The sequence below is a fragment of the Parachlamydia sp. AcF125 genome, from assembly GCF_018342475.1.
Taxonomy (GTDB): Bacteria; Chlamydiota; Chlamydiia; order Chlamydiales; family Parachlamydiaceae; genus Parachlamydia.
In genome coordinates, this window is sequence record NZ_JAEMUD010000002.1 from 84556 (window position 1) to 110551 (window position 25996).

Here is a 25996-nt window from a genome sequence, read left to right on the forward strand (position 1 = left end):
CAAAGAGGGTAGGTTGATATCGAATCTGTCATTTTTTCTAGATAAATCAAACTAATATTCAAGATTTTTGCTTATAATTGACATTTAACCCTCTCTTTTAGTATATTATTTTTTTAATTTTTATACTAAGATTATCCCAATGCGTATAAATGTTAGCTTTTTATTAAAAGCAGACCAAGTATCTGACTATATCCCAGGGGTGAGTACCATCACTAACTTGATTGGTTTATTCCAAAAGTATGTGATGCTTTCTCTAAAGCAAAGAGGAGATGTTTCAAAAAGCCGTTACTATAAGCATTTACAGCAAAAAAGCTTTTCTCGTTGCATTGTGTTGCTAATCCCTGTGATAGGAAATATTATTATAGGAATTTATGACTTTTCTAAGAGGAAGCATACCTATAAGAATGCTGTATTTGCAGCTACTCAGCCGGTTCCTCCTTCCGCTCCCCAATCTTCTCAAAATTGCAATCCTTCTGAATCTGATATCGAAGGGCTTGCTATAGATGAAGGCCGCCAATTAGGCAAATATGCAAAAAGCTTAGTGATAGGTAAAAAAGAAGCTAGAATAAGTAAGGTGGTTCAGCAAGGCTATTCTCAATCTACCGTTATGGCAGGTTATGCTGGAAAAGCTGCTCGGCAATTAGCAACACAGGCCTATGGGAAACAATCCAATGTAAGTGGTTCCTTGGAACTATGTTCTTCTGATGAGCTTGACAACTGCGAGCACAGCCTTACAGAGTCTTTTATGGCTGTTGATCCCGATTTGCCAGCGAAGCCTGGGTTTGTCAATCCCCGAGCTAGTGCTAAAAAAATCCATTTAGGGAAGCATGCTCAGCTGCATGTAAATGCTAATTATACCATTCAATGCCGTGCAGCACAGCCCTTATCTCAGGCAGAACTAGATCCTCAATATCTGATTAACTCTCTTCAAAAGCTTTATCTTTCACAAAAAACTTTATCGATCTTTAGGATTAAAGCGGAGCAAGAGTGGGAATTTAAAGTTCCTTTGGAAGAAATCTATGTGCGCTTGGGCATTATTGAAAGTAAAGAAAGGAAATTACACGACCAAGCGCTTGATAAGCATTCTGGCTACCTGCAAGATGAGCGCATTTCGTCTTATAAAACTATTCTTGAGTCTAAAAAAAATATTGAAATCGAAAAGCTTTTCGAGCATGAAAGCCTCAAAGGAAAAGATCGTAAGAGAATTTACCTTCAAGGAGCAGCGGGAAGTGGCAAAAGTACGCTTTGCCATTATATCGCTTATCGGTGGGCAAAAAAGGATCTCTGGCAGGGCCTTTTTGCTTACCTTTTTTGGATCCCCTTAAGAAATCTTACCCTAAGAAAGTATCCTGCTGATGAAGAATACACCCCAGCTGATCTGATTGCGAAAGAGTATGCTGGCAAAGTCGATCCCAGAGTAATTAAGGCTTGTATAAACGATCCAGCTTTCCGAAAAGAGACTCTGCTTATTTTAGACGGTTATGACGAACTATCCTCTGATGCCCAAGCAAACACAAGCCTAGCTACAGCCTTTAAGGAGCTAAAAGAGTTATTTCCCCATATTCTGATCACCTCAAGGCCTGGAAGCTGTTCTTTTAACCGCCCTTGTGAGTTAGAGCTCTTAGGCTTTGATAAAGAAGGGATCAGCCGTTATATCGATAGATTTTTCGAACAAGTCCGCATAAAAGAAAAAAAAGCAATCCTTTATCGCCTATTAAATAGTTCTCCCGACATTGCAAGCCTTGCTCGCATTCCCATTCACTTAACTTTGCTGTGCTGCCTCTTTAATGAAGACCCAGAATTTTTTAATTCTAAACAGCCCATTACCATGACGGCTATTTATGAACGGATGGTTAACTGGATGTATAAATGGTTTATGTGGAGAAGGATCGACCAGGGTTTGTCCAGCCAAACCAAGGAGAAAATTCTAGAAGAGAAAAATCTCCGTCATAATCAAGAAGTCGCCAAAATTGCCAATATCTTTGAAGACATGGCTTTTTCGGCCATGGAACGAGATACTCTTTATTTTGAGAAAGAAGAAATTGATCGCTTGAGAGGTACCAAAATCACATCCAATGAACTCACAGATTGTGGGCTTATCCGCATCCCAGAAGAAAAAGGGTATTTTATCCATTTAACCTTTCAAGAGTTCTTAACCGCTTCAAAAGTTGCCAATCAATATCTTACGGGAGAAAATAGGCAAGCATGCCAAAGCTTTGTGCGAGAGTATAAGCTTGAACCTCGCTATAGCCTAGTTTTACGCATGATTGCTGGCTATCTTTCCCTCGCTATCTCATGTAATCGGTGCTATTTGAAGTCGAATGCGCTCCAGACTTTTTTTGACGATCTTTTTGCTAATCCGCAAGATTTAGCTGTCAGTGGCGAGCTTACTTTGATTGCAGAGTGCTTTGAAGAGTGCCAAGATTTTAAGAGGGTGAAGCAGTACGATGGCTTTATTGAGCTTGCAATAGACTATGTTAGGCATCTCTGGCTACTAGGTTTAGACTATGAAAAATTGTTTAGGAATGAAAATTTCCTTAATCATCCCAAAATAGTGCGTACTATCGAACAATTATTATCCGATCCTAAAACAAGAAAAAATATGCTAAGCATCCTAATAAGCGTTGCGAGCACAAGAGTAAGACAGAGCTTAACTTCAAAAATAATAGAATTGATTGCTGAGGAGCTTAAAAGCCCTGAAAAAGTTTCTTTTTACAAGCGGCCTATTATCCATATTTTGAAAGAAATAGCAAACCAAGGAGGTGAGCTTTCTAAAGAAGCGCTAGCAGCTCTCATCCAAGCTCTTAAAGAAGGCGATAATCAAACTAAAAGTTATGTTGCTAGTAATCTAGGAGCAATGGCCCAACAAGGAATTGAGCTTTCTAAAGAAACGTTAGCTGCTCTCATTCAAACTCTTAAAAAAGCCGATCCTCGGTCCAAAGGTTCTGCTGCTAATACTCTAAGAGAAATGGCAAACCAAAGAGGTGAGCTTTGTAAAGAAGCGTTAGCTGCTCTCATCCAAGCTTTTAAAGAAGGGGATTTTTGGTCCAAGAATTCTGCTGCTAATGCTCTAGGAGAAATGGCAAACCAAGGAGGCGAGTTTTCTAAAGAATCGTTAATTGCTCTCATCCAAGCTCTCACAGAAGGGGATAGTATGACTAAAGGTTGTGCAATCCGTGTCCTAGGAGAAATAGCAAACCAAGGAGGTGGGCTTTCTAAAGAAGCGCTAGCTGCTCTCATCCAAGCTCTCACAGAAGGGGATAGTATGACTAAAGGTCGTGCAATCCGTGTCCTAGGAAAAATGGCAAACCAAGGGGGCGAGTTTTCTAAAGAAGCGCTAGCAGCTCTCATCCAAGCTCTCAAAGAAGGGGATAGTATGACTAAAGGTTGTGCAATCCGTGTCCTAGGAGAAATAGCAAGCCAAGGAGGTGAGCTTCCGAAAGTAGTACTAGACGCTTTCGTCCAAGCTCTTAAAGAAGGCGATGCTCGAATTAGGATCTCTAGCGCGTGCGTTCTATTTTTAAGAGAAATGACAAACCAAGGAGGCGAGCTTTCTAAAGAAGCGTTAGCTGCTCTTATCCAAGCTTTTAAAGAAGGCGATAATGCAACTAAATTTTGTGCTGCTAGGGCTCTAGAATCGATAGTAAAACGAGGAGGTGAGCTCCAGGAAGAAGAGCTAGCTGCTCTTATGCGTGCTTTTAATGAAGGCGACAACACAACTAAAAGTTCTGCTGTATGCGTTCTAGGAGCAATATCAGAACAAGAAGGTGAGCTTCGGGAAGAAGCGCTATACGCTCTCATCCAAGCCGTCAAAGAAGGTGATAGAAAGGCTAAGCATTATGCAGCTAGGGTTTTAGGAACAATAGCAAAACAAGGAGATGTGCTTCCGAAAGAATCGCTAGCCCTTCTCATCCAAGCTTTCAAAGAAGGGGATGCTACGACTAAAAGTTCTGCTGCTCATGTCCTAAGAGCAATAGTGGAACAAGGAGATGAGTTTTCTAAAGAAGGGCTAGTTGCTCTCATCCAAGCTCTCAAAGAAGGCGATAATGAAACTAAATGCCATGTTGTTGCTCCCCTAGAAGCGATAGTGAAACAAGGAGGTGAGCTTTCTAAAGAAGCATTAGCTGCTCTCATCTATACACTTAAAGAAGGTGAGGAGCTGACTAAAGATTATGCTGCTAGAGCCCTAGGAACAATAACAATGCAAGGAGGTGAGCTTTCTAAAGAAGCACTAGATGCTCTCATCCATGCCCTTAAAGAGGGCGGGACTAGATCTAAGTGTTCCTCTGTGTATGCCTTAAGAGAAGTAGTAAGGCAAGGAATTGGGCTTCCTAAAGAAGTGCTAGCTCCTCTCCTACAAGCTCTCAAAGGAGGCGATGAAGAGACTATGCATGGGGCTGTTTGCGTCTTAGAAGTAATGGCAAAACAAGGAGTTGAGCTTCCTAAAGAAGTACTAGCTCCCCTCATCCAAGCCCTCAAAGAAGGCGATATTGTGACTAAAAAATTTGCTGCCAAAGCTCTAAAAAAATTTGATAAAGCCACATTATTAAAAATGAGCAGTAAGGCATTTGCTTTAATTGCTGAAGCTTGTTTCTTTATGAAATATAACTTTTCAGTTAAAGACCTGCGATTGCAAATTTCCGATCAAAGAATAACTTATACATGCGAAGATAGTTTAACACTCACCTACGAGCAAATAAGAGAAAAACTGCCTAAGAAGCTTGCTGGATGGCGGAAAATGTTAGATGATATTAGCACGGCAGGAAGTATTCCAAGCCCTGTAGATCGAGTCTGATGCCAAATGGACCGCTGCTGCTCAGCAAGAGCAATCGGAGATTCTTAAGAGGGCAAGACTAAATAGCCCTTCTCCGTTCTTCCCAGCTTTTCTTATATAGGATGGAATAGGAAGCCCTAGCGATAATGGAGAAATTAGAGGCAATAGGGGAGCCATTGCTCTCCGTATGGGTAAATAAGGGCAGCAGCCCAAGCCGAATTCTCTTAGTAGCTCAGTCGTTGGCTATTTATAATTATTGTAAAAGTTTTAACTTATCGGCGGGTATTTGGCTAAATGATTAAATTCTTATCAGAATAAATGCTCTTCGAAATTAGGGGGGAGGAAAGCTGGAGGCTCATGTGGGCTGTGTCCCAGGGCGCGTATAGCATCAAATTGCTCATGCTTAATAGGTATGATCGATAGCCTAGAGCCTTTATTTAAAAGGACTATTTCCTGAAGTATCAGAGAGTCTTTAAGGTCCATAAGAGAAACAAAATAAGGGAATTTTTCCACATATTCAACCTCCACCGTAGCCCAAATTGGATTTTTAAGGGTGGCGCGTTTGTCATAGTAAGGGCTTGCAGGATCTAAAGCAGTTAAATCAAATAGCCCTGTTTTGCAAATGCGGCAAATCCCTGCCACGCCTGGGGGGGCTACATTTGAATGGTAGAAAAGCGCTAAATCACCTACCTCCATTTCATCTCGCATATAATTGCGCGCCTGATAGTTACGAACGCCATCCCATAGCGTAAAGCCGTCTTGCTTTAAATTATCAATAGAATAAACAGAGGGTTCAGATTTCATCAGCCAATATTTTATCATTGCTGCTTACCCTGTAGGTTAATCGTTATTATTCCCACTATACATTTTCACTTTTTAACGTCAATTTTTTGAGGTTTGATTCTTTTTATGATCGAGGTAATTTTGCAGAATGAGAACAGCTGCCACAGCGTCAACTACTTTTGAACGTTTTTTTCGATTGAGCGCCCCTTCTCGTAAGGCACGCTCTGCTTGGACGGTGGTTAAGCGTTCATCCCAGGTGAGGATGGGGATAGAAATAACCGTTTTGAAAAGCTCAATAAAATGTAGGACTTCATCTGCTTGAGACCCTTTTTTGCCGCTCATTAAAAGGGGCAGCCCTACGACAATTTCTTCGATCTCACACCCAAATTTCTTCTGGATGGCCAGCAATTCGTGGTGGAGCTTTTCCACGGTTTTTTCCACTTTTTTCTCGGTGGTGACTGTTTGTAAAGAACTGGCTATAGTCTGACTTTCATCGGATATCGCCATCCCAATGCGAGCCAATCCGTAATCCAGAGAAATTATCCGTTTGGGAAGGGGTTTGTTCATGCTGTTTTTTCCTTATGCATTTGAATCACGGCTTCCACAAATTTTAAAAAGAGAGGATGAGGCTTTGTGGGTTTTGATTGAAACTCGGGATGAAATTGTACACCTACCATCCACCGATGGTTTTGGATTTCTACAATTTCACATAAATCTTCCCCAGATAAAGTTCCTGTTAACCATAATCCTTTTTCTTCCACTTGAGTGCGATAGGCATTGTTGAATTCGTACCGATGCCGATGCCTTTCGTGAATAATCGATTGCTGGTAAGCATCGAAGGCTTTACTGCCTGGCTTAAGCTGGCAAGCATGAGATCCGAGACGCATGGTGCCTCCGAGGTCTTGAACGGGCTTTTGCTCACTTAATAGGGAGATAATGGGGTTTGCCGTAGCAGGCTCCATTTCTGTTGAATTGGCATCTTTTAAATGAAGGACGTGGCGTGCAAATTCGACCACCATCACTTGCATTCCTAGGCAAATACCAAAATAAGGGATATTATTCTCTCTGCAATATTTTGCAGTTAAGAGCTTTCCCCTCCAGCCGCGCTCTCCAAATCCTCCCGGCACTAAGTAACCGTCACAGTCTTGAAAACTTTTGATAGAGGGATCTTCCTCTACTTTTTCTGCTTCGATGGGCACAATTTCAAGTTGATATCCCGTATGGATGGCTGCATGATGGAGCGATTCAAAAACAGACTTATAGGCGTCGTGATGTTGCACATATTTTCCTACGATGCCCACTTTTATTTTGCCTTGAGGATGGCGAATTTTTTCAAGGATCTCTTCCCAGTCTTTGAGCTCAATAGGAGGGTTGGGTAGGTGGAGTTGCTCACAAATCATGGCATCGAGTTTCTGCTCATGCAAGTGTAGGGGCACTTCATAGATGCTAAATTCCACATCTGCCTCTTCGATCACGGCTTGGAGCGGCACGTTGCAGAATAAGCTGATTTTTTCTTTAACTTCTTGCTCTAAAGGGTTTTCACACCGGCATAAAATGATATCGGGAAAGAGTCCAATTTCGCGCAAAACCTGTACTGAATGCTGTGAGGGCTTGGTTTTAAACTCTTTGGCAGCTTTTAAAAAAGGCACATAAGTGAGGTGGATATTTAGGCACTTGCCTCTATGTTCAGAGTGAAATTGTCGAATGGCTTCTAAAAATGGTAGGGATTCAATATCGCCGACAGTTCCCCCAATTTCTACTAACACCACGTCAATGTTTTCTTTTTGATTGGCACATTGCAGGATGCATAATTTGATTTCATCGGTGATGTGAGGGATCACTTGAACTGTTTTGCCAAGGTAATCTCCTCGCCGTTCACGCTTAATCACTTGATGGTAAATTTGACCCGAGGTGGCATTAGACGCTCTTGAAAGAGGAGAGTTTGTATAGCGATAATAGTGTCCAAGGTCCAAATCGGTCTCAGCTCCGTCATCTGTGACGTAGACTTCCCCATGTTGATAAGGGCTCATTGTCCCAGGATCCACATTTAAATAGGGATCGAGCTTGAGCATGGCGATGTTCAAGCTTTTTTTTTCCAGTAGCATCCCAATAGATGCTGAAGTCAGCCCTTTCCCTAGGGAAGAACAGACCCCTCCGGTGATGAAGATGTATTTTGCTTGCATAAGAGAAATTCAACTTTTTTAATATCTGTGGGTTCATCAATACCGATGCTCATACTATCCACCACAACGGTTTTAATGCGGTAGCCATATTCTAAAATTTTGAGCTGTTCTAAATCTTCGGAGAGTTGGAGAGGGGTAGCCGGAAGCTTGGTATATAACAATAAAAACTCTGTCTTATACCCATACACTCCGATGTGTCTATAATAAGGAGTTTCTGGTTGATAGCCTGGCTTTTTTGAAGAAGGAATGAGGGTCCGGCTGAAGTAAAGAGCATCTCCATCTTGGCGGCGAACACATTTCACCACTGCAGGATCTAAGGCTTCTTCTTCTGTTTTAATGGGCGTAACGGGAGTTGAAACCACCACTTGCTCATCCGCTCGGAGAGCTTCAATCACTTTTTGGATGACTTCAGGTTCAAGAAAGGGTTCATCTCCTTGAATATTGACCACATAGGGAACTTGTTGGAGAGAGGGATTTTGACTGATGACTTCCGCTAAACGGTCGGTTCCATTGCGGCAATTTTCAGAGGTTAGATACGCTTTTCCTCCAAATGCATGCACATGCTCTAAAATACTCTGGCTATCTGTTGCCACTATCAGGTCGTCTAGCTGTTTGCAGCGCAGGGCATTTTCGTAAGTTCTTTGGATCACGGTTTTACCCGCGATTGGAATTAAAAGTTTCTCGGGTAGGCGTTGGCTTTTTAAGCGAGCAGGTATAATTCCAACAACTTGTAAGGGTTTTTTCATAAGAGGCCCGACCTTATTTTTTAGCATTTAAAGGATCATACACGATTTGAGCCATTCCTTCAATTATTAGTTATTTAAAATTAAATATTTATGGGGTATTAGAATGTTGCGAACGTAGCTTGAAAATTGGGGAGAGTTTTAGCTGCATCGCACACTCCCCAACGAAAATGTTCCCTTAAAAGCTAGGGAGCATCCCTTTGAAAGAGAATAGAGATTATCTTTTGACGATAAAATTCGAGAAAAGTAAAAAGCCTCTTTGATAGCGTTAGAGGGCCCCTCTTTTAGTCGTTTGATTAAAAAAGCTTTGAAATTAGAGCCTTCGTAGCTTTTTGTAGGCTGTTCCAGCCATGCTGCTACTCAACATAGCGAAGGAAAATAGAAAGGGTTTCCAATTTTTAGGCTAATGCTTTTTAGTTTGCTCTAATCTGGCTTTGAATTAAGCACAGCTGTGCTTCCGCCCTTTGAAAATCTTCTTGCGCTATCAACTCTTTAAGTTCTACCACACTTGCATAAATCTCGGTTTTTAATCGTTTAGATAAAGAGGGGAATAATTCTAAATAGGAGGGAAGAGCTTCTTCAATAAAAGGCTTCAATTCCTTTTCCACCAAAAGGTGAGCCTGAGTATGAAGGTTTTTCACAATCTGATTGCAAGCAAATAAAAGATCTTGAATATGCATGCTCGCCTCGAGCAAGCCTGCGGAATTCTTTGAAGATTCTTCAAACTGTGCTCTCCAAATATCTCGCTCTAAGGAAGAGGCTTGAGAGGAATGCGGGGTAGAAGAATGAGAGCTTTCTTGGTTTTTCAATATAGAAGCGCGGAGGGTCGTAATTTTTTTGTCTAAATAAGTGATAAATTGGCGCCGCACGAGGCGAAATTCAGGAGCTTCACTACGTCTAAGAGCTTGGCGGCGATCATTTTCTAGCCATTTGTAAATGATCTTGGACCTTAAGCCCGTTTTTTTTAAATAAGCATTAATAATATCTAACTGGTCGAGGTTGAACTCTTCAGCTAGGGTATTTTTCATTTTTATTAAAAAATTTAATTGGGAAGGAAATAGATTCATATTTTTATTTTCCTTTTGCTGCGTTGATCAAGTTGATAGAAAAAATTTTACATTTTTTCTCCCCCATGTGTTCGACTATGTGTACTAAATTTAATAAACGAGCGAGAGGGGATTGGGTTATATAATTAGGTATCTCCACATTAAATTCAAAAATTGAAAGTCCCGAGATTCCAAGTGGCCTAAATTTAACCTTAACGCGCTTTTTAAAACATTGCTCAAGTGCAGGTTCAGGGCTAAGCCTTGGAGATATGATCAAAAGTTGTGTATGAGGTAAAAAAAAAGAGAGCGCATCCTTAAAATGTTTTTTACCACAAAAAAATAGAAAGGAGTGCGCCCATGGAAGATTTTCGTTTTTCTTCAAAAAAAATGCTATCGACAAATGAGCAAAGTAACCCTCTCGAAGAAATTCTTCGTAAAGGGGCTCAAAAATTGTTGCAACAAGCTGTTGAACTTGAAGTACAAGAGTATCTAGAACTTTACAAACAATCTAAGAAATCTACTCATCAATCCCTAGCTGTAAGAAATGGTTATTTACCAGAAAAAAAACATTCAAACAGGCGTTGGTCCAATTGCGATTCGCCAACCTAGAGTAAGGCATAGAGGCGATGGCAAGTTCACAAGCGCAATTCTGCCACCTTATTTGAGAAGGACACAAAGTATAGAGGCCGTTATTCCTGTATTGTATCTTAAAGGCATATCCACCCTGGATTTTCCGCAAGCTCTAGAGGCAATTTTGGGAGAAAATGCTAAAGGACTATCGCCTACAAATATCGTTAGATTGAAAGATTCATGGACAACAGAATATCAAAATTGGCTCAAAAGTGATTTATCCGCAAAAAAGTATGCTTATATCTGGGCAGATGGGATTTATTTTAACATTCATTTAGAAGAAGATCGACCTTGTGTTCTGGTTCTAGTAGGTGCTTTAGAGAATGGAAATAAAGAAACTATAATGATTTATGTTGGTCAACGAGAAAGCAATTTGTCTTGGAAAGAAGTTCTACAAAATTTAAAGCATCGAGGTCTTAAAGAAGGGCCAAAACTTGCAATTGGAGATGGAGCACTTGGCTTTTGGGCTGCTTTAGAGGAAGAATTTCCAGCAACAAAGCAGCAATGATGTTGGGTACATAAAACAGCCAATATTTTAGATAAAATGCCAAAGAGTGTTCAAAAATATGCCAAAGAAATCATTCATGAAATTTATATGGCTCCAAGAAAAATGGATGGGCTAAAGAAGTTCCTTGGAACGTACGAATCAAAATATCCAAAAGCCTGTGAAGGCTTAAAAAAGGACAAAGATCAACTATTTAGTTTTTATGATTTTCCAGGCATTCATTGGCAACATATAAGAACAACAAACCCAATTGAATCAACATTTGCAACAATTAGACATCGCACACGACAAACTAAAGGGTGTGGATCGAGAACAGCGACTCTTGCAATGGTTTACAAAGCTATCCTTAGAAGCACAAAAACAATGGCGAAAATTAAAAGGTCACGAATTGATTAGCAAACTGATTTTGGGTGTGCCTTTTAAGGATGGAGAAGAAGTTTTTGATATGAAAAATACAGCTTAATTTTTTAAAGGTTGGATGCGTGTTTAGACGTTCAAAACACAACTTTTGACAATATCTCTCGCATGTATTCTAAATTCATAAGCAAGGCGTCTTCCAGGCTAAGCTTCTTTTTCCTGCCGCTATTAAAATTTCTGCTTTTTATAGATTGCTCTAAATGTTTACCATCTTATTGAATGTAGAGCGTTTAACACCTGTTAGACGACGAAATTTTTCATCGTCTAGGTCCTTCACTATTTCAAATTTCATTGCACCTCGCTCCCCTAAAATAAAAGGAGTATACCAAAAGAATTTAATTTCGAAAGAGTTCTAATGAAAAAAATAGGCTTTCAATTAATTAATAGCAAGCTTATGAAGAATGATCAATCGTCAAAAAAATGACTTGTTTGCTTTGACAGCGCTAAAACGACCTCTTCAAACTTAACTTGCTGTTTACCCATAGCAGAAAGGAAGTTATTCCAACGTTGCTGGGTTTCTTTTGCTTCATAAAATGCTCGCGTGAATGCAATTGGGCGCTGTAAAGGGGTTTTGCGATTTGCAAACACTTCGTGGATGGCAATGATTAATTTTTCAGATTTAATTTCATAAGCTCTTAAGATAGTCCATAGATCGTAAAAGTCTTTCATTCGAGTATTTACAAGAGCAAGTTTTACAATTGATTCTAGTTTTTCTGCTATAACAGTTTCTAAAGTGTAGCCTAGCAAGATTGGTTTTGGCATTTCAAGAAGTGTTGGATATTGAATTCGTTGAGGTTTAGGAATAATGACATCATTAAATCCAATGTCAATAAGAACAGGCATTTTTGTTGTGAATAACTTTGCCGAGAAACTACTACTTATACCATTGTAGTCCCCACCAGTTTGTGTATTACGAAGAATGAGTTTTTGCGCGTCAAAAATAATACCATCTTCTTCACAGGTCATTTCTGAAACTTCTGTAATGATACGTTTTAAATTATCAATCTGGTTAGAAGTTCTAGCAAGCAGATCGATATCCATAGTGGCACGATGATCGGTTGAATCCCAAACCTTCAATATGAGACCACCTTTAAGAAAAAATTTGTCGGCATACGGGCTAAGGCTAAGACGGTATAAAAATCGCTCCATAGCATAATAACGGAGGATTTCATCAAAGGGTCGATTTCTTTTTTCCGATAGATTTTTTAATCGCTGACGTATCGATTCACCAAGATTTTTTTTAGATTTTCCAACTAATTTATTCACTGACAATTGTCTCCATAATCGGCTTTAAAATCTTTTCAACTCGAAATAATTTTGCATATTCAAAAAGCTTATCTAAGTTCGTTTTTCTGCTATGCCAGTACATCTTCAATGCTTCAAGAACGACATCCATTCCGATTTTATTGCGGAACTTTACGCAGTCGACAAGGGTTTTTTCAACATCAAAAATCATAACCTTGCATCCATCGATTGCGTGTTTCTGTACACCTGTTGTCAATAGCCTTTGGCTGTACCAAAAATAACGCATGGGAGGGTAAGAGATCACAGGCTTGTGAGCTTGACTTGGCAGAGCAACATAGACGAAGTGAGGAATTTGTGTTGTAATTTCATGGAATGCCAAAGCTGAAATGAGACAAATAACCCCGCGGGGGATCTTTTTAGCTACTGGAATAAAGTCTGGCAATGAAGGATCTGGCATTTCAATCAGCCTATATAACCCTCTACTAATGACTTCCAAATCTCCTCTATCTCGAAGAGCATAAAGTTCTCGGCGATGTATGCCTAGTGCTATCGCCTCAGACATTGTGAGAATACCCCCTGCTTTTCGGAATTCTGCAACAGCTAGCTCAAGCTTTGATTTTTTTTGCATGGAACAAACTTGCGGATTATTTTATCTATATCCGCAATATTGTACCAAAATACTGAAAATGTCAAAAGGATTACGACAAAAAGGATAAATTAGTTGGGGCTGACTTAAGATAAAATTTTTCCAAAAAATAGTTGCGCTTAGGAACTTTTTGGGAGTTTTTATTTTCTATGGGGGTAATTTTTCGAAAAAATACCAAATTCGCCTCTTAAAATAACGTCAGTTCTCTAATTGCGCTTTAAGTCAACTCTTTTTTATTTTTCAATTCTCAATGTTTAAGTTCAAGCCTTCAAGTTCAAGTCTCAAAAGTCTCAAGGTTCTCTTTCTTTATTTTTTTTCTTCTCCTCACCTAAGCATGGTAGAGGCAAAAAAATAAAGAAGAGCAGCCTAAAAATTCACTTCTTTCACCGTATACTTTAAAAATAAAACTTCCACGGTTCTCTACGGGATCTATTTGAAAGCTTTTTTCGCAGGCTTTCGTCCCATTATACTTGGCGATCGAATTAGGTGGACAATGTTCGAAGCGAACTCTTAAGGTTCAACTGACGTTTCGTCCTTGCCTATCCTATGCGGTGTTATTTAAAATAATGTTAAATAATTAATTGAAGTTTTTTACGGCTGTGTTGAAAAATTCTCTCTAGCATCTTGCTAAAACCCCTTGAAAAAAAGAAACTCCTTGTGTTTTCCGACCAAAGAAAAAGACCAAGGAGTTTCTGATGCGCGAACGCAACTGGCAACAGTATAACAAACAACTCATTAATTGAGGGCCGTGAAGACTCAGCCCAGCCGCCATCTAAGCGGCTGGGGTGGGCTGATGCGAACGGCCTAATCAAAGGAGTATCAGAATGTCAAATGTAGCCACACATCAGAAAATCATAAAAAATAAATTAGGACTCTTAAAGCTAGCTGAAACTCTCGGAAACGTCTCCCAAGCATGTAAAATGATGGGGTATTCTAGGGATAGCTTTTACCGATATAAAGAACTATATGAAACAGGCGGCGAGCTAGCACTTCAAGAGATGACTCGTAAAAAGCCTTGTTTAAAAAATAGAGTGGATGAATCTGTCGAAAAAGCTGTGGTTAATTTCGCTTTTGAAAAACCAGCTTATGGACAGTTAAGAGTGTGCAATGAGCTCAAAAAACAAGGCATTTTAATTTCTCCAGGAGGCATCCGTTCTGTTTGGCTTAGATATAATCTTGAAACTTTTCAAAAGCGCCTTAAAGCCTTGGAAGCCAAAATGGCTCAAGAAAACATAATCCTGACAGAGGAGCAGCTCAAAGCTTTGGAAAAAGCTAAAGAAGAAAAACAAGCCTGCGGTGAAATTGAAACAGAACACCCCGGATATCTACTATCCCAGGATACTTATGATGTAGGCACTATCAAGGGATAGGGCGCATCTACCAACAAACAGTCATCGATACTTATACTAAGGTGGCTTTTGTTAAGCTCTATGATAGGAAAAATGCGCTTGTGGCCGCAGACATGCTCAATGATAAGGTAATGCCTTGGTTTGAAGAGCAAGAAGTCCGCGTGCTGAGGGTTTTGACAGACCGCGGCACAGAATACTGTGGAGCAAGAGAGCATCACGAGTATGAGTTGTATCTAGCCATCGAGGATATTGACCACTCTCGTACAAAATCCAAGCATCCCCAAACGAATGGAATTTGCGAAAGATTTCATCAGACTATCCAAAACGAATTTTATGCGATAGCCTTTAGAAAAAAAGTGTTTAAAAGTATACAGGAGTTACAAGAAGATGTAGATAAATGGATGAATGAGTATAATAACGACAGAACTCATACGGGAAAATACTGTTTTGGCAGAACGCCTTTGCAAACATTCTTGGAGTCAAAACTTCTTGCCCAAGAAAAAATGTTAGATAAGTTACAACCAACAGATCTAGCAACCGTAAGATAACTCGTGTTTGTCAGGTCAAGTATTGTCTAGGACAATTTAAAGTAGCTCCAGAAAGTGAGGCTAGGCCTCTTCGTAAATAGCTTAATATCTTTACTTTTTTCTTGAATGTTGACAATATCTTATTTTTTTCTTTAAAAAGAAATAATCACCCGCGTATGCTTGCATGAGGTTTGGGGGATTTTCAATCACTTAAATGGCCAAAAAATGGTTATAAAGCTATCTAGGGTTTCTTGTGAAAGCGTTTGCTTGCTTTTCGCAAAAGGCTTTTATTCTTATAATCTTTTTTACTAACCAAATAATTAATTTTCTTTTGAAATAAACGAGATTTAGCAAACGACAGTGGAAGGTTAGGGATGAGGATATGGGCAATATACCAGGCAGGCTACTTAATATTCAAAAATATAGACACTGGGCAAAATTCCATTCGGGTGCCTTCCCTTATCGAACGCATTTTTTTTAGCACCCTAGAAGTAAAAATAGAGCTGGAGAACGGCAGAGAGCTTTTTTGGTTAAAGAAGGGCGATCTCACCGATTTTTTGGAAAAAAACGAGATTAACATTTCTCCTTATGCCTCTGAAACAGAGCTAACAGATCTATTTCACCAGTTTGTCCGCTATCCCCAAATTGTAAAAGCAAAACATAGGCCTCAACTCCTCTTAGGAAAGTACTTAGGAGGAAGAATTAAGCTCGATATTTGGAGGCTAGATTCAAATGACCAAGGGATTAAAGAGGCGAGCCTTTTTGAATGGCTGTTTACCAAGACGGTTAAGCTTCCAATTTGGAACGGGAAAAACATTTTTACCTACTACGTTAAAAAAGAAGAACTCATTGAAAAATTAAAAATTCATCAAGTGAGAGTAGATGCCCAGATCTCCAATGAAAATCTACTGGATAAAATTAGAGCGCTAGCGATTCTCCCTCTGAATGCTTTTAAAAATGGTTTAATCATGAATGAACTGCTTGGGGATTTTTTTTACACCCACTCTGCCGAATCTTATACAAAGGCAGGCAAAAAAATTGAGGGAACGGCAAAGAATAAATTACATTTTATTTCAAAATGGGCCCCTTCTCCAAAACTTGCTTTAAAAACTTATGAGGGCTTGGAAGAAAAAGAATTCGCTAAAAACCTTCTTTTAATCCAAGTTTTCCAAAAAAAATATCAACTTTCTACCTATATCGACGCCGATGCGCTTGCCCAACGCTTCCATCTTCCCTTGGAAGAAGTTAAAGCAAGCGCAAAGAAAGGGGAGTTGGAGGCTTACTTAAGGTCTAAAGAAGCTCACCTGGCAAACCTGGAGGTGATGCTTTCTAACTACGCACGTTTATTTGAAAAACAACGGTTCTTCGAGAAATCGGGCTTAACTCCAGAAGTGCTAATGAAAATGATCCGCGCTTTTGCTAAAAGAGGACGTGAAGGGAGAAATCCCATTTTAGAAAAAAAGCCTTATTTGAACGGGCAAAAATATATTGGCTTATTTCGAGGAGAAAAACTGTATATGGCCAATATCACCGCTCTAAAAAGAATTAACGAAGGGGCTTTTATCGCAGCAACGAGGGTGTATAATCCTATCTCGCGAAGAGAAAAGGTTTTAAAAATCACTAAAACTCACCATTCCGAAATCGGCCAAGCGCAACAAGCTTTAAAAAACGAATACGACTTTCTGCACAACCTTCACAGGGGATTTCCTGGAAGAAAAATTCCAGGCATTCAAAAAGCTCCCTATGCCATGATTAACTGTGAGCAAGGCAGAGAAAAACAAGGCTTTTTGTTGGCTCCCAAGTATATAGGGGATACTTTTGATTACGACTACGCGAATATCATGAGTGACGAAGAAGTCATTCATGCTCTTTATAAGCTGCTGAAAGGTTTTGAATATTGCGTTAAGAAAAAAAACTTAGGACACGGAGATATTAAACCCGAAAACCTCCTCATCAGAAAAGTAGGGCAAACCTACGAAATAGACTTATCTGATTTTGGGGGTGCGCGTATTTTGGGACATGATCAAAGCCTAGGAACATTTACGCCCAATTATTTCCCTTATAACGATCTTTTTCTCCTGCAGGAGTATGGCACAGGGGATCCAGATAATCAAGAGCTATTTGATTATTATTTTAAATTAAGAGATGCCTATGCTTTGGGAAGTTCCATGTATTTTATTTTATCAGGTGGACATGAACCCTATCGATTAAAAGAGTATGATCAAACTGCTTACTGTCCCTATGGAGAAGAGTTGATCGCTCGAAGCGAGACTTTTGCACCTGGAAGGCACCCTCCGCCTGAAGCAGATTTCGATCGGGAGACCCTGCAACTAAAAGGAATCTCCCCTGAAATGATTGAACTTATAGAAAGGATGGTCCAATTAAATCCTAATGAGCGCATTGATATTCATCAAGCAGCGAAGAAATTTGATGCTTATATGGCGCTTAAAGGAAATATGCTTAAATTGTATTAAGGTTGCCAGCAATCTTTTTCTGTAGGCTGAAAGTGTTATGCCCTTTATTAAAAATTTTGGAAGTTCTAAATAAAAAAACATGCTTAATCTGGGTATGTGTCCTGCAAAAGAAAGTAAAGAGCTATTTAATATAGCCTCTCTTAAAAATCTATACTTTATCTCCCTAGTTTGTTATTTATCAAAATTAACACAGGATTTTTACTTTCGAATTGACATCAACTAAACCTCTTTTTAAATTGCCATTTAATGCCCCATAATTCCCCTTTAAAATCTCTTTCCTTTTGGACTATGGGATTTGTTAAGGTTCCAAGGTTTTTTTATCTATGTGTTGACTAAACTAAGTTTTCAACTTCATAATTAGGAGGCCTTATGTTTACCCCTGCTGTTTCTGCTCCCAGATCTGCTACTACTATCAGAGAAAAACCTTCCACCTTCCCTGTGAAATGGAATGAGCTGGATCTTCGGGCGGGCAAATTACCAACCACTATTATTAACAGTATTGTTACAAATCAATACTTGAAGGGCTCCCAACTTTCGTGCGTTACGGGCACAGAAGCCGGACAATGGAAAAACCGGAAAATTTTTATAGAAAAAGTGGCGGCGGACATTATTGCACAGTGCCCCAAAGATGAACCGCTAGTTTTTATTTCTCTAGGTGCTGATCGTCTGCTTACCGAATATATTTTAGGAAAAACGCTCATTGAAAATGGATTTGGTCAAATTTCCTTTTTGCTTGTGGATCCTGCCTATATTTTTTCGGAGAGAGAAGAGCTAAAAGTGAGGAGGCAGGTTTTAAAAGATTTTCGAGAGAAGATAGAGTCTGTTTATTTAAGGACTTATCAAGAGCATTTCGCGAAAGAACGGATACACTACCTTCCAAGAAGCCAAAATATTGCTAAGCATTTTCCTTCCTCTGCTAACGTTGTGGTGATTGAAAGCCTTCCTCCCTATGCTGAAATCATGAAAGATATACAAAAATATCACATGGAGGAGAAAGAACCAAAGGATCTTTTGGCGGGAAGTCGTATCACCCCACCCAGCCATGCAAACGCTGTCGCATTTATTCCCGCATCCTACGTAAGACAGTTAAAGCAAGTAGGAGTTACGCTAAGAGATTCTCTACCCCTAGCAATTTTTGAATCTGTTCAATCCTATTTTTACATGGATTGGGGCTGTAAAATTCAGCCAGATGGCACTTATCGGTTAAGTTTTTCGGGAGAAAAGCATTATCTTGAAGGGATGGGGATTTCTAAAAACGACAAAATTCAGCTTGAATCAGGAGAAATCATTCAAGCTGGACAATGGGTACCTATCCTAAGAACCGCCTTAGAAAAAAAACTTTCTGAACAAATCGAAAGGATTAAAGAGGGTAACCTCCAAAAAAGATTATCGCCAGAAAATTTAACGATGCTTTTAGAAAAAGTAAAAGAAGTTGCCACATTGTACATGGCGGGAATAGGCTGTTTTTTCTTAGCAGATTATATGCTAGATCGAGAGGAGGCCATGGAATTTATTGCCTCTCATGCGGGTCACCATTATCGTAAGGCGTTTTCTCTTTTAGCGGATGCAAACACGGGTTATAAAATTAGTGTAAATGAGATCAGTTAAAGCCTTTCCGCGCAGTCGGCTTCTTTTAAAAGAGGATTGGATGCGTCTTAGGGTGTTTATTCATGGAACTTTGGGAGGCTACGCAACTTTTATCTTCAAAAAAACTTTGTTGTGGCAATAACCAGGCTTGATGACACGAAAAAGATTAGCTTATGTAAAAGACAATAAAAATGAGGAAGTTCCAAAAAGAAAGCTCCCAGCTTTGCTAAAGCAGGGAGCTTTTCAGGCTTATTTAGATTTTCTTTTGCGTTCGTTTTCAGTGAGTAAACGTTTGCGCATGCGGATGAAATGAGGTGTTACTTCAATCAGCTCATCATCTTGAATATAGTCGATGGCTTGCTCAAGAGTAAAGCGGCGGGCAGGAGTTAAAATGATGTTTTCATCGCTGCCTGAAGCGCGCACGTTGGTTAGCTGCTTTCCTTTGATGACGTTAACAACAAGATCGTTTTCTCGGCTGTTCTCACCGACGATCATCCCTTCGTAAACATCATCTCCTGGGCTTGTAAATAGAACGCCCCGATCTTGCAAGTTAAAGCAGGCATAGCCGTTTGTTTTACCTGCGCAGATAGAGATTAAGACGCCACGATGTCTACTTGGAATGGCTCCTTTCCAGGGGGCAAAATCTTCAAATACCGAGGTTAGAATCCCGAGCCCACGTGTGACAGTCAAGAAATCATTGCGGTATCCCATCAACCCGCGCATGGGAATTAAAAACTCGATGGAGGTGATTCCATGTTCATTGGTGTGTAAGTGTTGTAATTCGCCACGCCTTTTAGAAAGCTCTTCAATGACTGTGCCCGAATATTCTTCGGGGACTTCGATATGGACCCTTTCCACAGGTTCGTGTTTTACGCCATCAATTTCTTTCACAATCACTTGAGGCTTTGATACGCTAAATTCAAAGTCTTCACGGCGCATCGCTTCGATTAAAACCGAAAGGTGGAGCTCTCCGCGCCCTGCCACCGTGATTTTATCTTGCTCGTCTTCTGATTCTGTAATACGGAGAGAAATATTCGCCTTTTTCTCTTTTTCTAGACGTTGACGGATTTTGTTCATGGTTACATGTTTTCCATCTTGTCCGACAAAAGGGCTATTATTAACAGTAAAATCTACGGACACAGTGGGTTCATCCAATTTAATGCGTGGGAGGCGCACGATTTTTTTGGGATCACATAAGGTATCTCCAATGGTGATCTCAGGAATTCCTGAAATACACACAATGTCGCCCACACCCGCTTCATTCATCTCCACTTTTTCAAGACCCAGATAGCCTTCAATACGGGTAACAGTGCAGCGCGATTCGGTGCCATGTTCATTAATATGGATAATCGGATCGCCTTTGCGGATGGTACCTTCTAAAATGCGCCCACAAGCTTGTCTACCGACATAGTCGTCATAAGAAATAGTGGCAGCTTGCATTAAAAACGGGTTTTCTAAACTTCCTTGAGGAGCTGGCACAGCGGAAACAATTAATTCAAATAGGGGCTTCATGTCTTTGCTTTGCTCATTTAGATGGTGCATGGCAAAGCCTGAAAGGCCAGAGGCATAGCAATAGCGAAAATCGAGCTGGTCATCTGAAGCGCCAAGCTCGGTAAAAAGATCAAAAGTTTTGTCCAGGACGCCATCGGGGTTTGCATGGGGGCGGTCAATTTTATTCAACACCACGATTGGGCGCAGTCCCATTTTGAGAGACTTTGAAAGTACAAACCGCGTTTGAGGCATGGGGCCATCTTGGGCATCAACCAGCAAAAGCACAGAATTAACCATTCCTAAGATCCGTTCCACTTCGCCAGAAAAGTCGGCGTGGCCGGGCGTATCGATCACGTTGATTTTGTACTCTTCCTTTGTCACATCGTCTAAAAAGTACAAAGAGGTGTGTTTGGCGAAGATTGTGATACCGCGCTCTTTTTCCTGATCATAGCTATCCATAACCCGTTCGGGAACGTGCTGGTTTTCACGGAAAATGTTAGACTGCCGAAGCAAACTGTCTAGCAAGGTTGTTTTTCCGTGGTCGATGTGGGCAATAATGGCGATATTTCGAATTTTTTCAGGTGAAAACATGGATCTCTATGGGTTGTACGTTTTTGGATTTTCCTATTCTGCCTGGGCGTGAATGGATTTTTTTCAAAATCTCAAATCTCCATCCAGCCGCATGAAAGGGAATTTTGAACTTAAAAATCATTTCTTTGGAGTGCTTAGAATACCTTTTTATTACATTTAAATCAAGAATTAACTAAATTAGTTTTTCAATAATTAATTTTCTTGAAAAAAGATAAGAAAACGGCTAAGCTCCTCTTGTTCAGAGTTTAAAAACCGAAACTTGCTTTTGAGCTTATAGAATGGCCCGTCGATCGAGAAAGAGTCGCTCGAGAAAGAAATGCAAGCCCAGGTGAAGCCAAGTGTGAAAGTTGACTGTTTTATGGAGGTTTAGGTGAATAGAGACAATCAGGACCAAGAGCATAAAACAGAGGGATCTCATTATCCGCAGGGGCATCTGCTAGATTCTAAAATCAGTCACGTAGATGATGTATTAAACGAAAAGTTGGAAAGAGCCTTTCACAAAGAAACCGCTCAAGTTTTGCTGCATGACGTGGCTAAAATTGCAAGTGAACACGACCCCATTGACTTAGCTTACGCGGTGAGTCGCCTTCCCCCACATGCAAGGGTGGTGGTTTATGAAAATTTGCCTGACCTCGCGGCAAAGATTATTTTCATGATTAATACGGGAAGTAGCACCCGCTCAGTTATTTTTCGAGAAATTGACGACGATGAAATTTTACAGTTGATCTCGGGCATGCCCCCTGACGAAGCTGTATGGATACTGGACGATATGTCTGATCGTCGCATTCGCAGAATTTTAGATCTTTTGGAACCGAAAAAAGCTTCCCGAATTCGAGACTTACAAAAGCACGATCGACATAGTGCTGGACGCTTGATGAGCAACGAATTTTTTGCTTTTCATATGAACACGACAATCGGAGAAGTCGCTGTTTGCATCCGCAATAATCCAGGCATTGAATTTTCCCGTAGCATTTTTGTGTTAAATGATGCAGGAGAGCTAGCAGGCTTCGTACCAGGGAGAAATTTGATCATTAATCCTGATGAAGTGCAGCTTAGGCAGATCATGGGGCCTGTGTTGCATAAAGTGACTGTAGATACTCCTCGAGACGAAGTTGTGGATTTGGTCGAAAGATATAAAGTTCCTGCTTTACCGGTAGTGAATCAAGACAATCATTTGGTGGGGGTGATCACTTATAATAACGTGGTGGAGGCCCTGGAAGATATCGCCGATGAAACCATTGCCAGCATTGCGGGAACGGCAGAAAGTGTGAGTGAACATGAACCTGTCTTTAAACGCTTTATGTGGCGTGCTCCTTGGTTATTGGTCACCCTATGCGCAGGGCTTGTGACCTCTACAGCCATGTCGCATTTTAACGATCGTATTTGGTTTGCATTCGTTCCTTTTTTTGTGCCCTTAATTACCGGGATGTCTGGAAATGTGGGGATTCAGTGCAGTACCATTTTAGTTAGGGGAATGTCCACGGGTGAGTTATCTCCAGGGAGCCGGGGAGAAGCGATCGGCAATGAAATGGGGATAGGCACTTTGATTGGTTCAATCTTTGGTTTAATTTGTGGCTTGGTTGTTTTTTTGCTTCATCATTTTGGGTTTCACGATTTGGGAACAGATCCTTTGATGCTTTGTATGACTGTCAGTTTTGGGGTTTTAGGAGCTTGTTTAACAGCCACGATATTGGGCACACTCTCTCCCTTTTTCTTTGTAAGACTCGGGGTGGATCCGGCGGTTGCTTCCGGTCCTATTGTGACAGCCTTTAATGACGTGCTGTCAACCCTGATGTTCTTTCTTGTCGCGAGGATTACAAATGTCTTGTATTCCCATTTTTATTATGCCACCAATGAGCCTTTATTTTAGGCCTATCAAGAGGCTCACATGGATGAAGGCTCGGACACTTATTGGCAGCTTTTACAGTTGAATCTTAAAGTCAAATACCGCAATTTTAAAGAATTTTGTACGGTTGTGAAGCGTTACTATGGTAACCGTCAATTTTTTCAATGCGATCTTCTTCTTTTATGCCAGTATCTTTGGCAAAATCCCTTTGCAATTAGCAAGAATTTTTTAATGCGCAAAGAAGAGAAAGAAATATATGCTTACGGAGAAACCCCTTTAACCAGCCTGGAAAAAATCGCGGCGGCTTGCCAGATCACTTCAAAGGATGTCGTGTATGAACTGGGGTGTGGACGAGGAAGAAGCTGCTTCTGGACGCATTGCTTTTACCAATGTTCTGTAATCGGCATTGATTTTGTTCCTGCTTTTATCCAAAAGGCAGAAAAAGTAAAAGCCAAATGTCATCTTCAAGCTATCGAATTTAGATGCGAAGATATGCTACAAACAGATTTTTCTAAGGGGACCTTATTTTATCTTTATGGGACCTGCTTAGAAGAGGACTTAATTAAAAAACTTCTCGAAAAATTCAAGTCATTACCTGCCGGAACAAAAATTGTGACAGTTAGTTATCCCTTAACTGATTATTCCCCTGATTTTGCTCTTATCAAAACTCTTTCTGTACCGTTTACGTGGGGAGAGGGGGATGTTTATATTCAAGTCAAATTGTAATAACGGGTAGGACTTGAAGGTTTAGCATAGACTTGCTGGCTTTCGCAAAATTAAACAGAATTGGAAGACAGCTATATCATTTCAAAAAGCAAAAAAAAGGTTTTTTGCCTTCTCCTGTAAATGCCATGGAAACATTTATCGCTGGATGAAGTAACTAAACCTTTTCTTATGAGGCTTGAAGTAAATTTTTATCCCCATGCGGATGGCTACGGTCGCCTTTATCAAAGAGGTGCGAATTTAAAAAGCCATCTGTTGATTGGATCAGATATTGATGAGAAGCTGACGGTTGTAGATAAGCTAACGAGGGAAGTGCTAATCGGTCAGAAGCAAAAGCTTCTGGCCTGGAAGGATAAAGCTCTTGCTCATCTGGGTATTTTGCCCAGGTGAGAATTAAACGTTACTGCCCATTTCTTTTAGGTTTGCGCTTGGACTTGCTCTTATAAATTAGATCCACAAGCATAGTACCCGTTTAAAGGTCCCATCATATGCTTGGGACCTGTCGTTTTGGTTCGGTATCCCTTTGTCATCTCTACTCGCCAAGGCCTTTAGGGCAGAGTTTTTATCAGTCTTGCAGAGTATTTCTAGCCTTAATAAAATAGCTTAAAGCGAGCCAAATGGCTTTTATATTGCTGGGAGGAAATAATGGCTATCAATTTTAGAAGGGCTGGAGGATCTGCTCAAGTGCCTCAAAACCCAATGCATAGTCAATATAAAATCCAAGAATATGAGCAATCTGGTGACTATGCGTCTGCTTTAAAGATAGCGCGAAATACCTATGAGGGGTTACTAAGGCAGGGATTCTCACAAGAAGCGGCGAAGACTTCCAAAACAGTCGAACGTCTAGAAGAAAAACTTTTAACTTTAGGATCGTTAAGGCTTCTTTTTGATGAAAATTATCAACCAAGAGGCAAGCTTCGGCAACTTTTAGAACTTGTAGGGATGGAACCCTTAAGCCAAGCAGAAAGCGCAATCGTGCAAATTAATCATTGGGCACAAAAAAATCTTCTGCGGCAAGGCGAGCGGTGGCAAGAGCAAGCAAGCAGGTTTGAAGAATTAAAAACGGCGATAAAGCCCCTGCTAAGTGAATTAGGATTTATAGAGGCTACCCTCCCACATTTTAAGAAATACGAAGGGGCTATTGTGCATGGGAGTCTCTTGCTAGAAGTACGCATTCGGCTTTACTATCTTGTAGAACAATGGTGCCAAGGTGTTAGATTCCCTTATCTTTATTTCTTAAGCGGGGAGCGCCCTTTAGAAGGGCAACATGAAAATATCGCTACTCTTATGCAAGAAGGTAAATCGCTATTAAAAATAAGAAAAGAGGGGGGGGAGCCTTTAAGATTTCCAAAAACAGAAGGCGAAATGGTTCGTCTCATTTGGGAGCAATCGGAGATTCCAGAGGAGATGCGAAAAGAAGTAAAAGTCCATTTTATCAATGCTCCCATGAAAAAAGATCTAAAAGATGGAAAATTTCTTCGGCCTACCACGAGTGATGCTGTAGAGGCTTGGGTAAAAGCTGTACCTCCTATTGGACGTTATTTAGCTATCACAAACGCTCCATATATTAATCGGCAGGGCCTAATTGCGCGAACAATTGCTCCTAAAGTGTATTGTTTTGATACAATCGGCGCGGAAGCAAATGAACAAGAAGAAGTGGCTATTTTTCTCGATGAGCTTGCTAGGTTCATTTTTCAGATCAAGCAAAATTACGACAATAAATTATCTACCTAACTGTGAACTTTATTATCCAAGCTAAAAATGTAATTAGTTTTCAGTATTTTAAGAATGTCCTTAAAAAGGAGAGGATTTCTTAAAGACTATCTACAAAAAGCTAGCTTAAGTTACTTAACCTCTTAGATATCTTCTACATATTCTCAACTAAACACTCGTAAATCTGGTATCTGTAATTGACTCGTCCTCCTTGCTTAACCGTCGAGATTTTCCTAGCCACACAAAAGTTCTTTCCATAATCTATCTTTGGGGTGCTATCCCAAATTTTTTTTAATTTTCTCCAACTGTCTCCCGCTCAATTTTCTATAATCAAAGTTTATTTCTGCTCTCATTCCCACTATCCAGAGGCTCTAATCTATCACGCTCCGTACAGCTTGTCGCATTAACTTTGTCACTGATCCTCAGGCTAAGGGGGCCACCTATTTTTAACTGCTTTTTTACGCTTTGGAAATCAACTATTTCAACTGAAGTGTTGCCGTTTCTGCCTAATGCCTCGGGCGAAATGTACTTTCCAAGGATCGCGGATGGTTACAGATAGAGCGCCTTTTTCTTCAAAGGCATGAAGGGGATGTTCACAGCTCTTCATGGAGGAGAATCGGGGATATGTCTCTTCCTTGGCATCGCGTGGGTAAAATATAAACAAGGTATTCAACCTTTCTCGCCTGCAAAATTGAGCTTGGTTCTGGGATCCGCCATGGATCT

Annotated in this window: 15 protein-coding genes and 2 pseudogenes; 9 read left to right on the forward strand and 8 right to left on the reverse strand. The window is 40.3% G+C overall.

The genetic code is table 11. The features are described from left to right. The first annotated feature begins 139 nt into the window (after window positions 1–139). Complete coding sequence (locus PARA125_RS04635) at window positions 140–4795, forward strand: HEAT repeat domain-containing protein (RefSeq protein ID WP_213157572.1); 4656 nt, start codon at window positions 140–142, stop codon at window positions 4793–4795. 288 nt (window positions 4796–5083) lie between these two features. Here the strand turns inward: PARA125_RS04635 and PARA125_RS04640 are convergent, their stop codons facing one another. From PARA125_RS04640 to PARA125_RS04660, 5 genes are all read right to left on the reverse strand, one after another. Then, a complete protein-coding gene (locus PARA125_RS04640) occupies window positions 5084–5596 on the reverse strand; it encodes an EVE domain-containing protein (protein WP_213157573.1) in 513 nt (170 codons plus the stop codon). A 60-nt stretch (window positions 5597–5656) separates the two neighbouring features. After that, the gene (gene ruvX / locus PARA125_RS04645) at window positions 5657–6124 is read right to left on the reverse strand and encodes a Holliday junction resolvase RuvX (RefSeq protein WP_213157574.1); all 468 of its coding nucleotides are present in this window, start codon (window positions 6122–6124) and stop codon (window positions 5657–5659) included. Continuing rightward, window positions 6121–7740, reverse strand: coding sequence for a CTP synthase (gene pyrG / locus PARA125_RS04650; protein WP_213157575.1), 1620 nt, complete (start codon window positions 7738–7740; stop codon window positions 6121–6123). The genes ruvX and pyrG overlap by 4 nt, the downstream gene beginning before the upstream one ends. Beyond that, window positions 7692–8486 carry a 3-deoxy-manno-octulosonate cytidylyltransferase gene (kdsB, locus tag PARA125_RS04655; protein ID WP_213157576.1) on the reverse strand — a complete coding sequence of 265 codons (795 nt, stop codon included), beginning with the start codon at window positions 8484–8486 and terminating at the stop codon, window positions 7692–7694. The genes pyrG and kdsB overlap by 49 nt, the downstream gene beginning before the upstream one ends. 410 nt (window positions 8487–8896) lie before the next feature. Next, the gene (locus PARA125_RS04660; protein WP_213157577.1) at window positions 8897–9550 is read right to left on the reverse strand and encodes a hypothetical protein; all 654 of its coding nucleotides are present in this window, start codon (window positions 9548–9550) and stop codon (window positions 8897–8899) included. A 336-nt stretch (window positions 9551–9886) separates the two neighbouring features. Between PARA125_RS04660 and PARA125_RS04665 the strand changes: the two are divergent. Further along, window positions 9887–11127, forward strand: a pseudogene (locus PARA125_RS04665) (IS256 family transposase). Window positions 11128–11486: 359 nt separating this feature from the next. Here PARA125_RS04665 and PARA125_RS04670 read toward each other — a convergent pair. Together PARA125_RS04670 and PARA125_RS04675 are read right to left on the reverse strand one after the other, a co-directional pair. Continuing rightward, window positions 11487–12347: a nucleotidyl transferase AbiEii/AbiGii toxin family protein gene (locus PARA125_RS04670; protein WP_213157578.1), complete on the reverse strand. Its 861-nt coding sequence runs from the start codon at window positions 12345–12347 to the stop codon at window positions 11487–11489. Further along, complete coding sequence (locus PARA125_RS04675; RefSeq protein ID WP_213157579.1) at window positions 12340–12954, reverse strand: type IV toxin-antitoxin system AbiEi family antitoxin domain-containing protein; 615 nt, start codon at window positions 12952–12954, stop codon at window positions 12340–12342. The genes PARA125_RS04670 and PARA125_RS04675 overlap by 8 nt, the downstream gene beginning before the upstream one ends. A gap of 842 nt (window positions 12955–13796) precedes the next feature. On the opposite strand from PARA125_RS04675, the pseudogene PARA125_RS04680 reads away from it, so the two are divergent. From PARA125_RS04680 to PARA125_RS04690, 3 genes and pseudogenes are all read left to right on the forward strand, one after another. Beyond that, a pseudogene (locus PARA125_RS04680) lies at window positions 13797–14869 on the forward strand (IS481 family transposase). A gap of 353 nt (window positions 14870–15222) precedes the next feature. Continuing rightward, complete coding sequence (locus PARA125_RS04685; RefSeq protein WP_249274203.1) at window positions 15223–17322, forward strand: protein kinase domain-containing protein; 2100 nt, start codon at window positions 15223–15225, stop codon at window positions 17320–17322. 369 nt (window positions 17323–17691) lie between these two features. Then, window positions 17692–18930 carry a hypothetical protein gene (locus tag PARA125_RS04690; protein ID WP_213157580.1) on the forward strand — a complete coding sequence of 413 codons (1239 nt, stop codon included), beginning with the start codon at window positions 17692–17694 and terminating at the stop codon, window positions 18928–18930. A 228-nt stretch (window positions 18931–19158) separates the two neighbouring features. On the opposite strand, the gene typA is transcribed toward PARA125_RS04690, so the two are convergent. Further along, entirely contained in the window at window positions 19159–20991 is a 1833-nt protein-coding gene (gene typA, locus PARA125_RS04695; protein ID WP_213157581.1) for a translational GTPase TypA, read from the reverse strand. Window positions 20992–21361: 370 nt separating this feature from the next. Between typA and PARA125_RS04700 the strand changes: the two genes are divergently transcribed. The 4 genes from PARA125_RS04700 (at window position 21362) to PARA125_RS04715 (ending at window position 25294) form a co-directional block, all read left to right on the forward strand. Continuing rightward, window positions 21362–22861, forward strand: a complete 1500-nt coding sequence (locus tag PARA125_RS04700; protein WP_213157582.1) for a magnesium transporter — start codon at window positions 21362–21364, stop codon at window positions 22859–22861. An 18-nt stretch (window positions 22862–22879) separates the two neighbouring features. Beyond that, window positions 22880–23563 carry a class I SAM-dependent methyltransferase gene (locus PARA125_RS04705; protein WP_213157583.1) on the forward strand — a complete coding sequence of 228 codons (684 nt, stop codon included), beginning with the start codon at window positions 22880–22882 and terminating at the stop codon, window positions 23561–23563. 168 nt (window positions 23564–23731) lie between these two features. After that, window positions 23732–23950, forward strand: a complete 219-nt coding sequence (locus PARA125_RS04710; protein WP_213157584.1) for a hypothetical protein — start codon at window positions 23732–23734, stop codon at window positions 23948–23950. Window positions 23951–24205: 255 nt separating this feature from the next. Next, window positions 24206–25294: a hypothetical protein gene (locus tag PARA125_RS04715; RefSeq protein WP_213157585.1), complete on the forward strand. Its 1089-nt coding sequence runs from the start codon at window positions 24206–24208 to the stop codon at window positions 25292–25294. Window positions 25295–25996 lie beyond the last annotated feature (702 nt).

What these genes read in the sequence shown, in the direction of transcription:
- PARA125_RS04705 (WP_213157583.1), top strand. Translation starts at nt 22,880, where the DNA reads ATGGATGAAGGCTCGGACACTTATTGGCAGCTTTTACAGTTGAATCTT.
- PARA125_RS04715 (WP_213157585.1), top strand. Translation starts at nt 24,206, where the DNA reads ATGGCTATCAATTTTAGAAGGGCTGGAGGATCTGCTCAAGTGCCTCAA.
- PARA125_RS04635 (WP_213157572.1), top strand. Translation starts at nt 140, where the DNA reads ATGCGTATAAATGTTAGCTTTTTATTAAAAGCAGACCAAGTATCTGAC.
- PARA125_RS04690 (WP_213157580.1), top strand. Translation starts at nt 17,692, where the DNA reads ATGTTTACCCCTGCTGTTTCTGCTCCCAGATCTGCTACTACTATCAGA.
- PARA125_RS04710 (WP_213157584.1), top strand. Translation starts at nt 23,732, where the DNA reads ATGAGGCTTGAAGTAAATTTTTATCCCCATGCGGATGGCTACGGTCGC.
- PARA125_RS04660 (WP_213157577.1), bottom strand. Translation starts at nt 9,550, where the DNA reads ATGAATCTATTTCCTTCCCAATTAAATTTTTTAATAAAAATGAAAAAT.
- pyrG (WP_213157575.1), bottom strand. Translation starts at nt 7,740, where the DNA reads ATGCAAGCAAAATACATCTTCATCACCGGAGGGGTCTGTTCTTCCCTA.
- kdsB (WP_213157576.1), bottom strand. Translation starts at nt 8,486, where the DNA reads ATGAAAAAACCCTTACAAGTTGTTGGAATTATACCTGCTCGCTTAAAA.
- PARA125_RS04675 (WP_213157579.1), bottom strand. Translation starts at nt 12,954, where the DNA reads ATGCAAAAAAAATCAAAGCTTGAGCTAGCTGTTGCAGAATTCCGAAAA.
- typA (WP_213157581.1), bottom strand. Translation starts at nt 20,991, where the DNA reads ATGTTTTCACCTGAAAAAATTCGAAATATCGCCATTATTGCCCACATC.
- PARA125_RS04640 (WP_213157573.1), bottom strand. Translation starts at nt 5,596, where the DNA reads ATGATAAAATATTGGCTGATGAAATCTGAACCCTCTGTTTATTCTATT.
- PARA125_RS04685 (WP_249274203.1), top strand. Translation starts at nt 15,223, where the DNA reads ATGAGGATATGGGCAATATACCAGGCAGGCTACTTAATATTCAAAAAT.
- ruvX (WP_213157574.1), bottom strand. Translation starts at nt 6,124, where the DNA reads ATGAACAAACCCCTTCCCAAACGGATAATTTCTCTGGATTACGGATTG.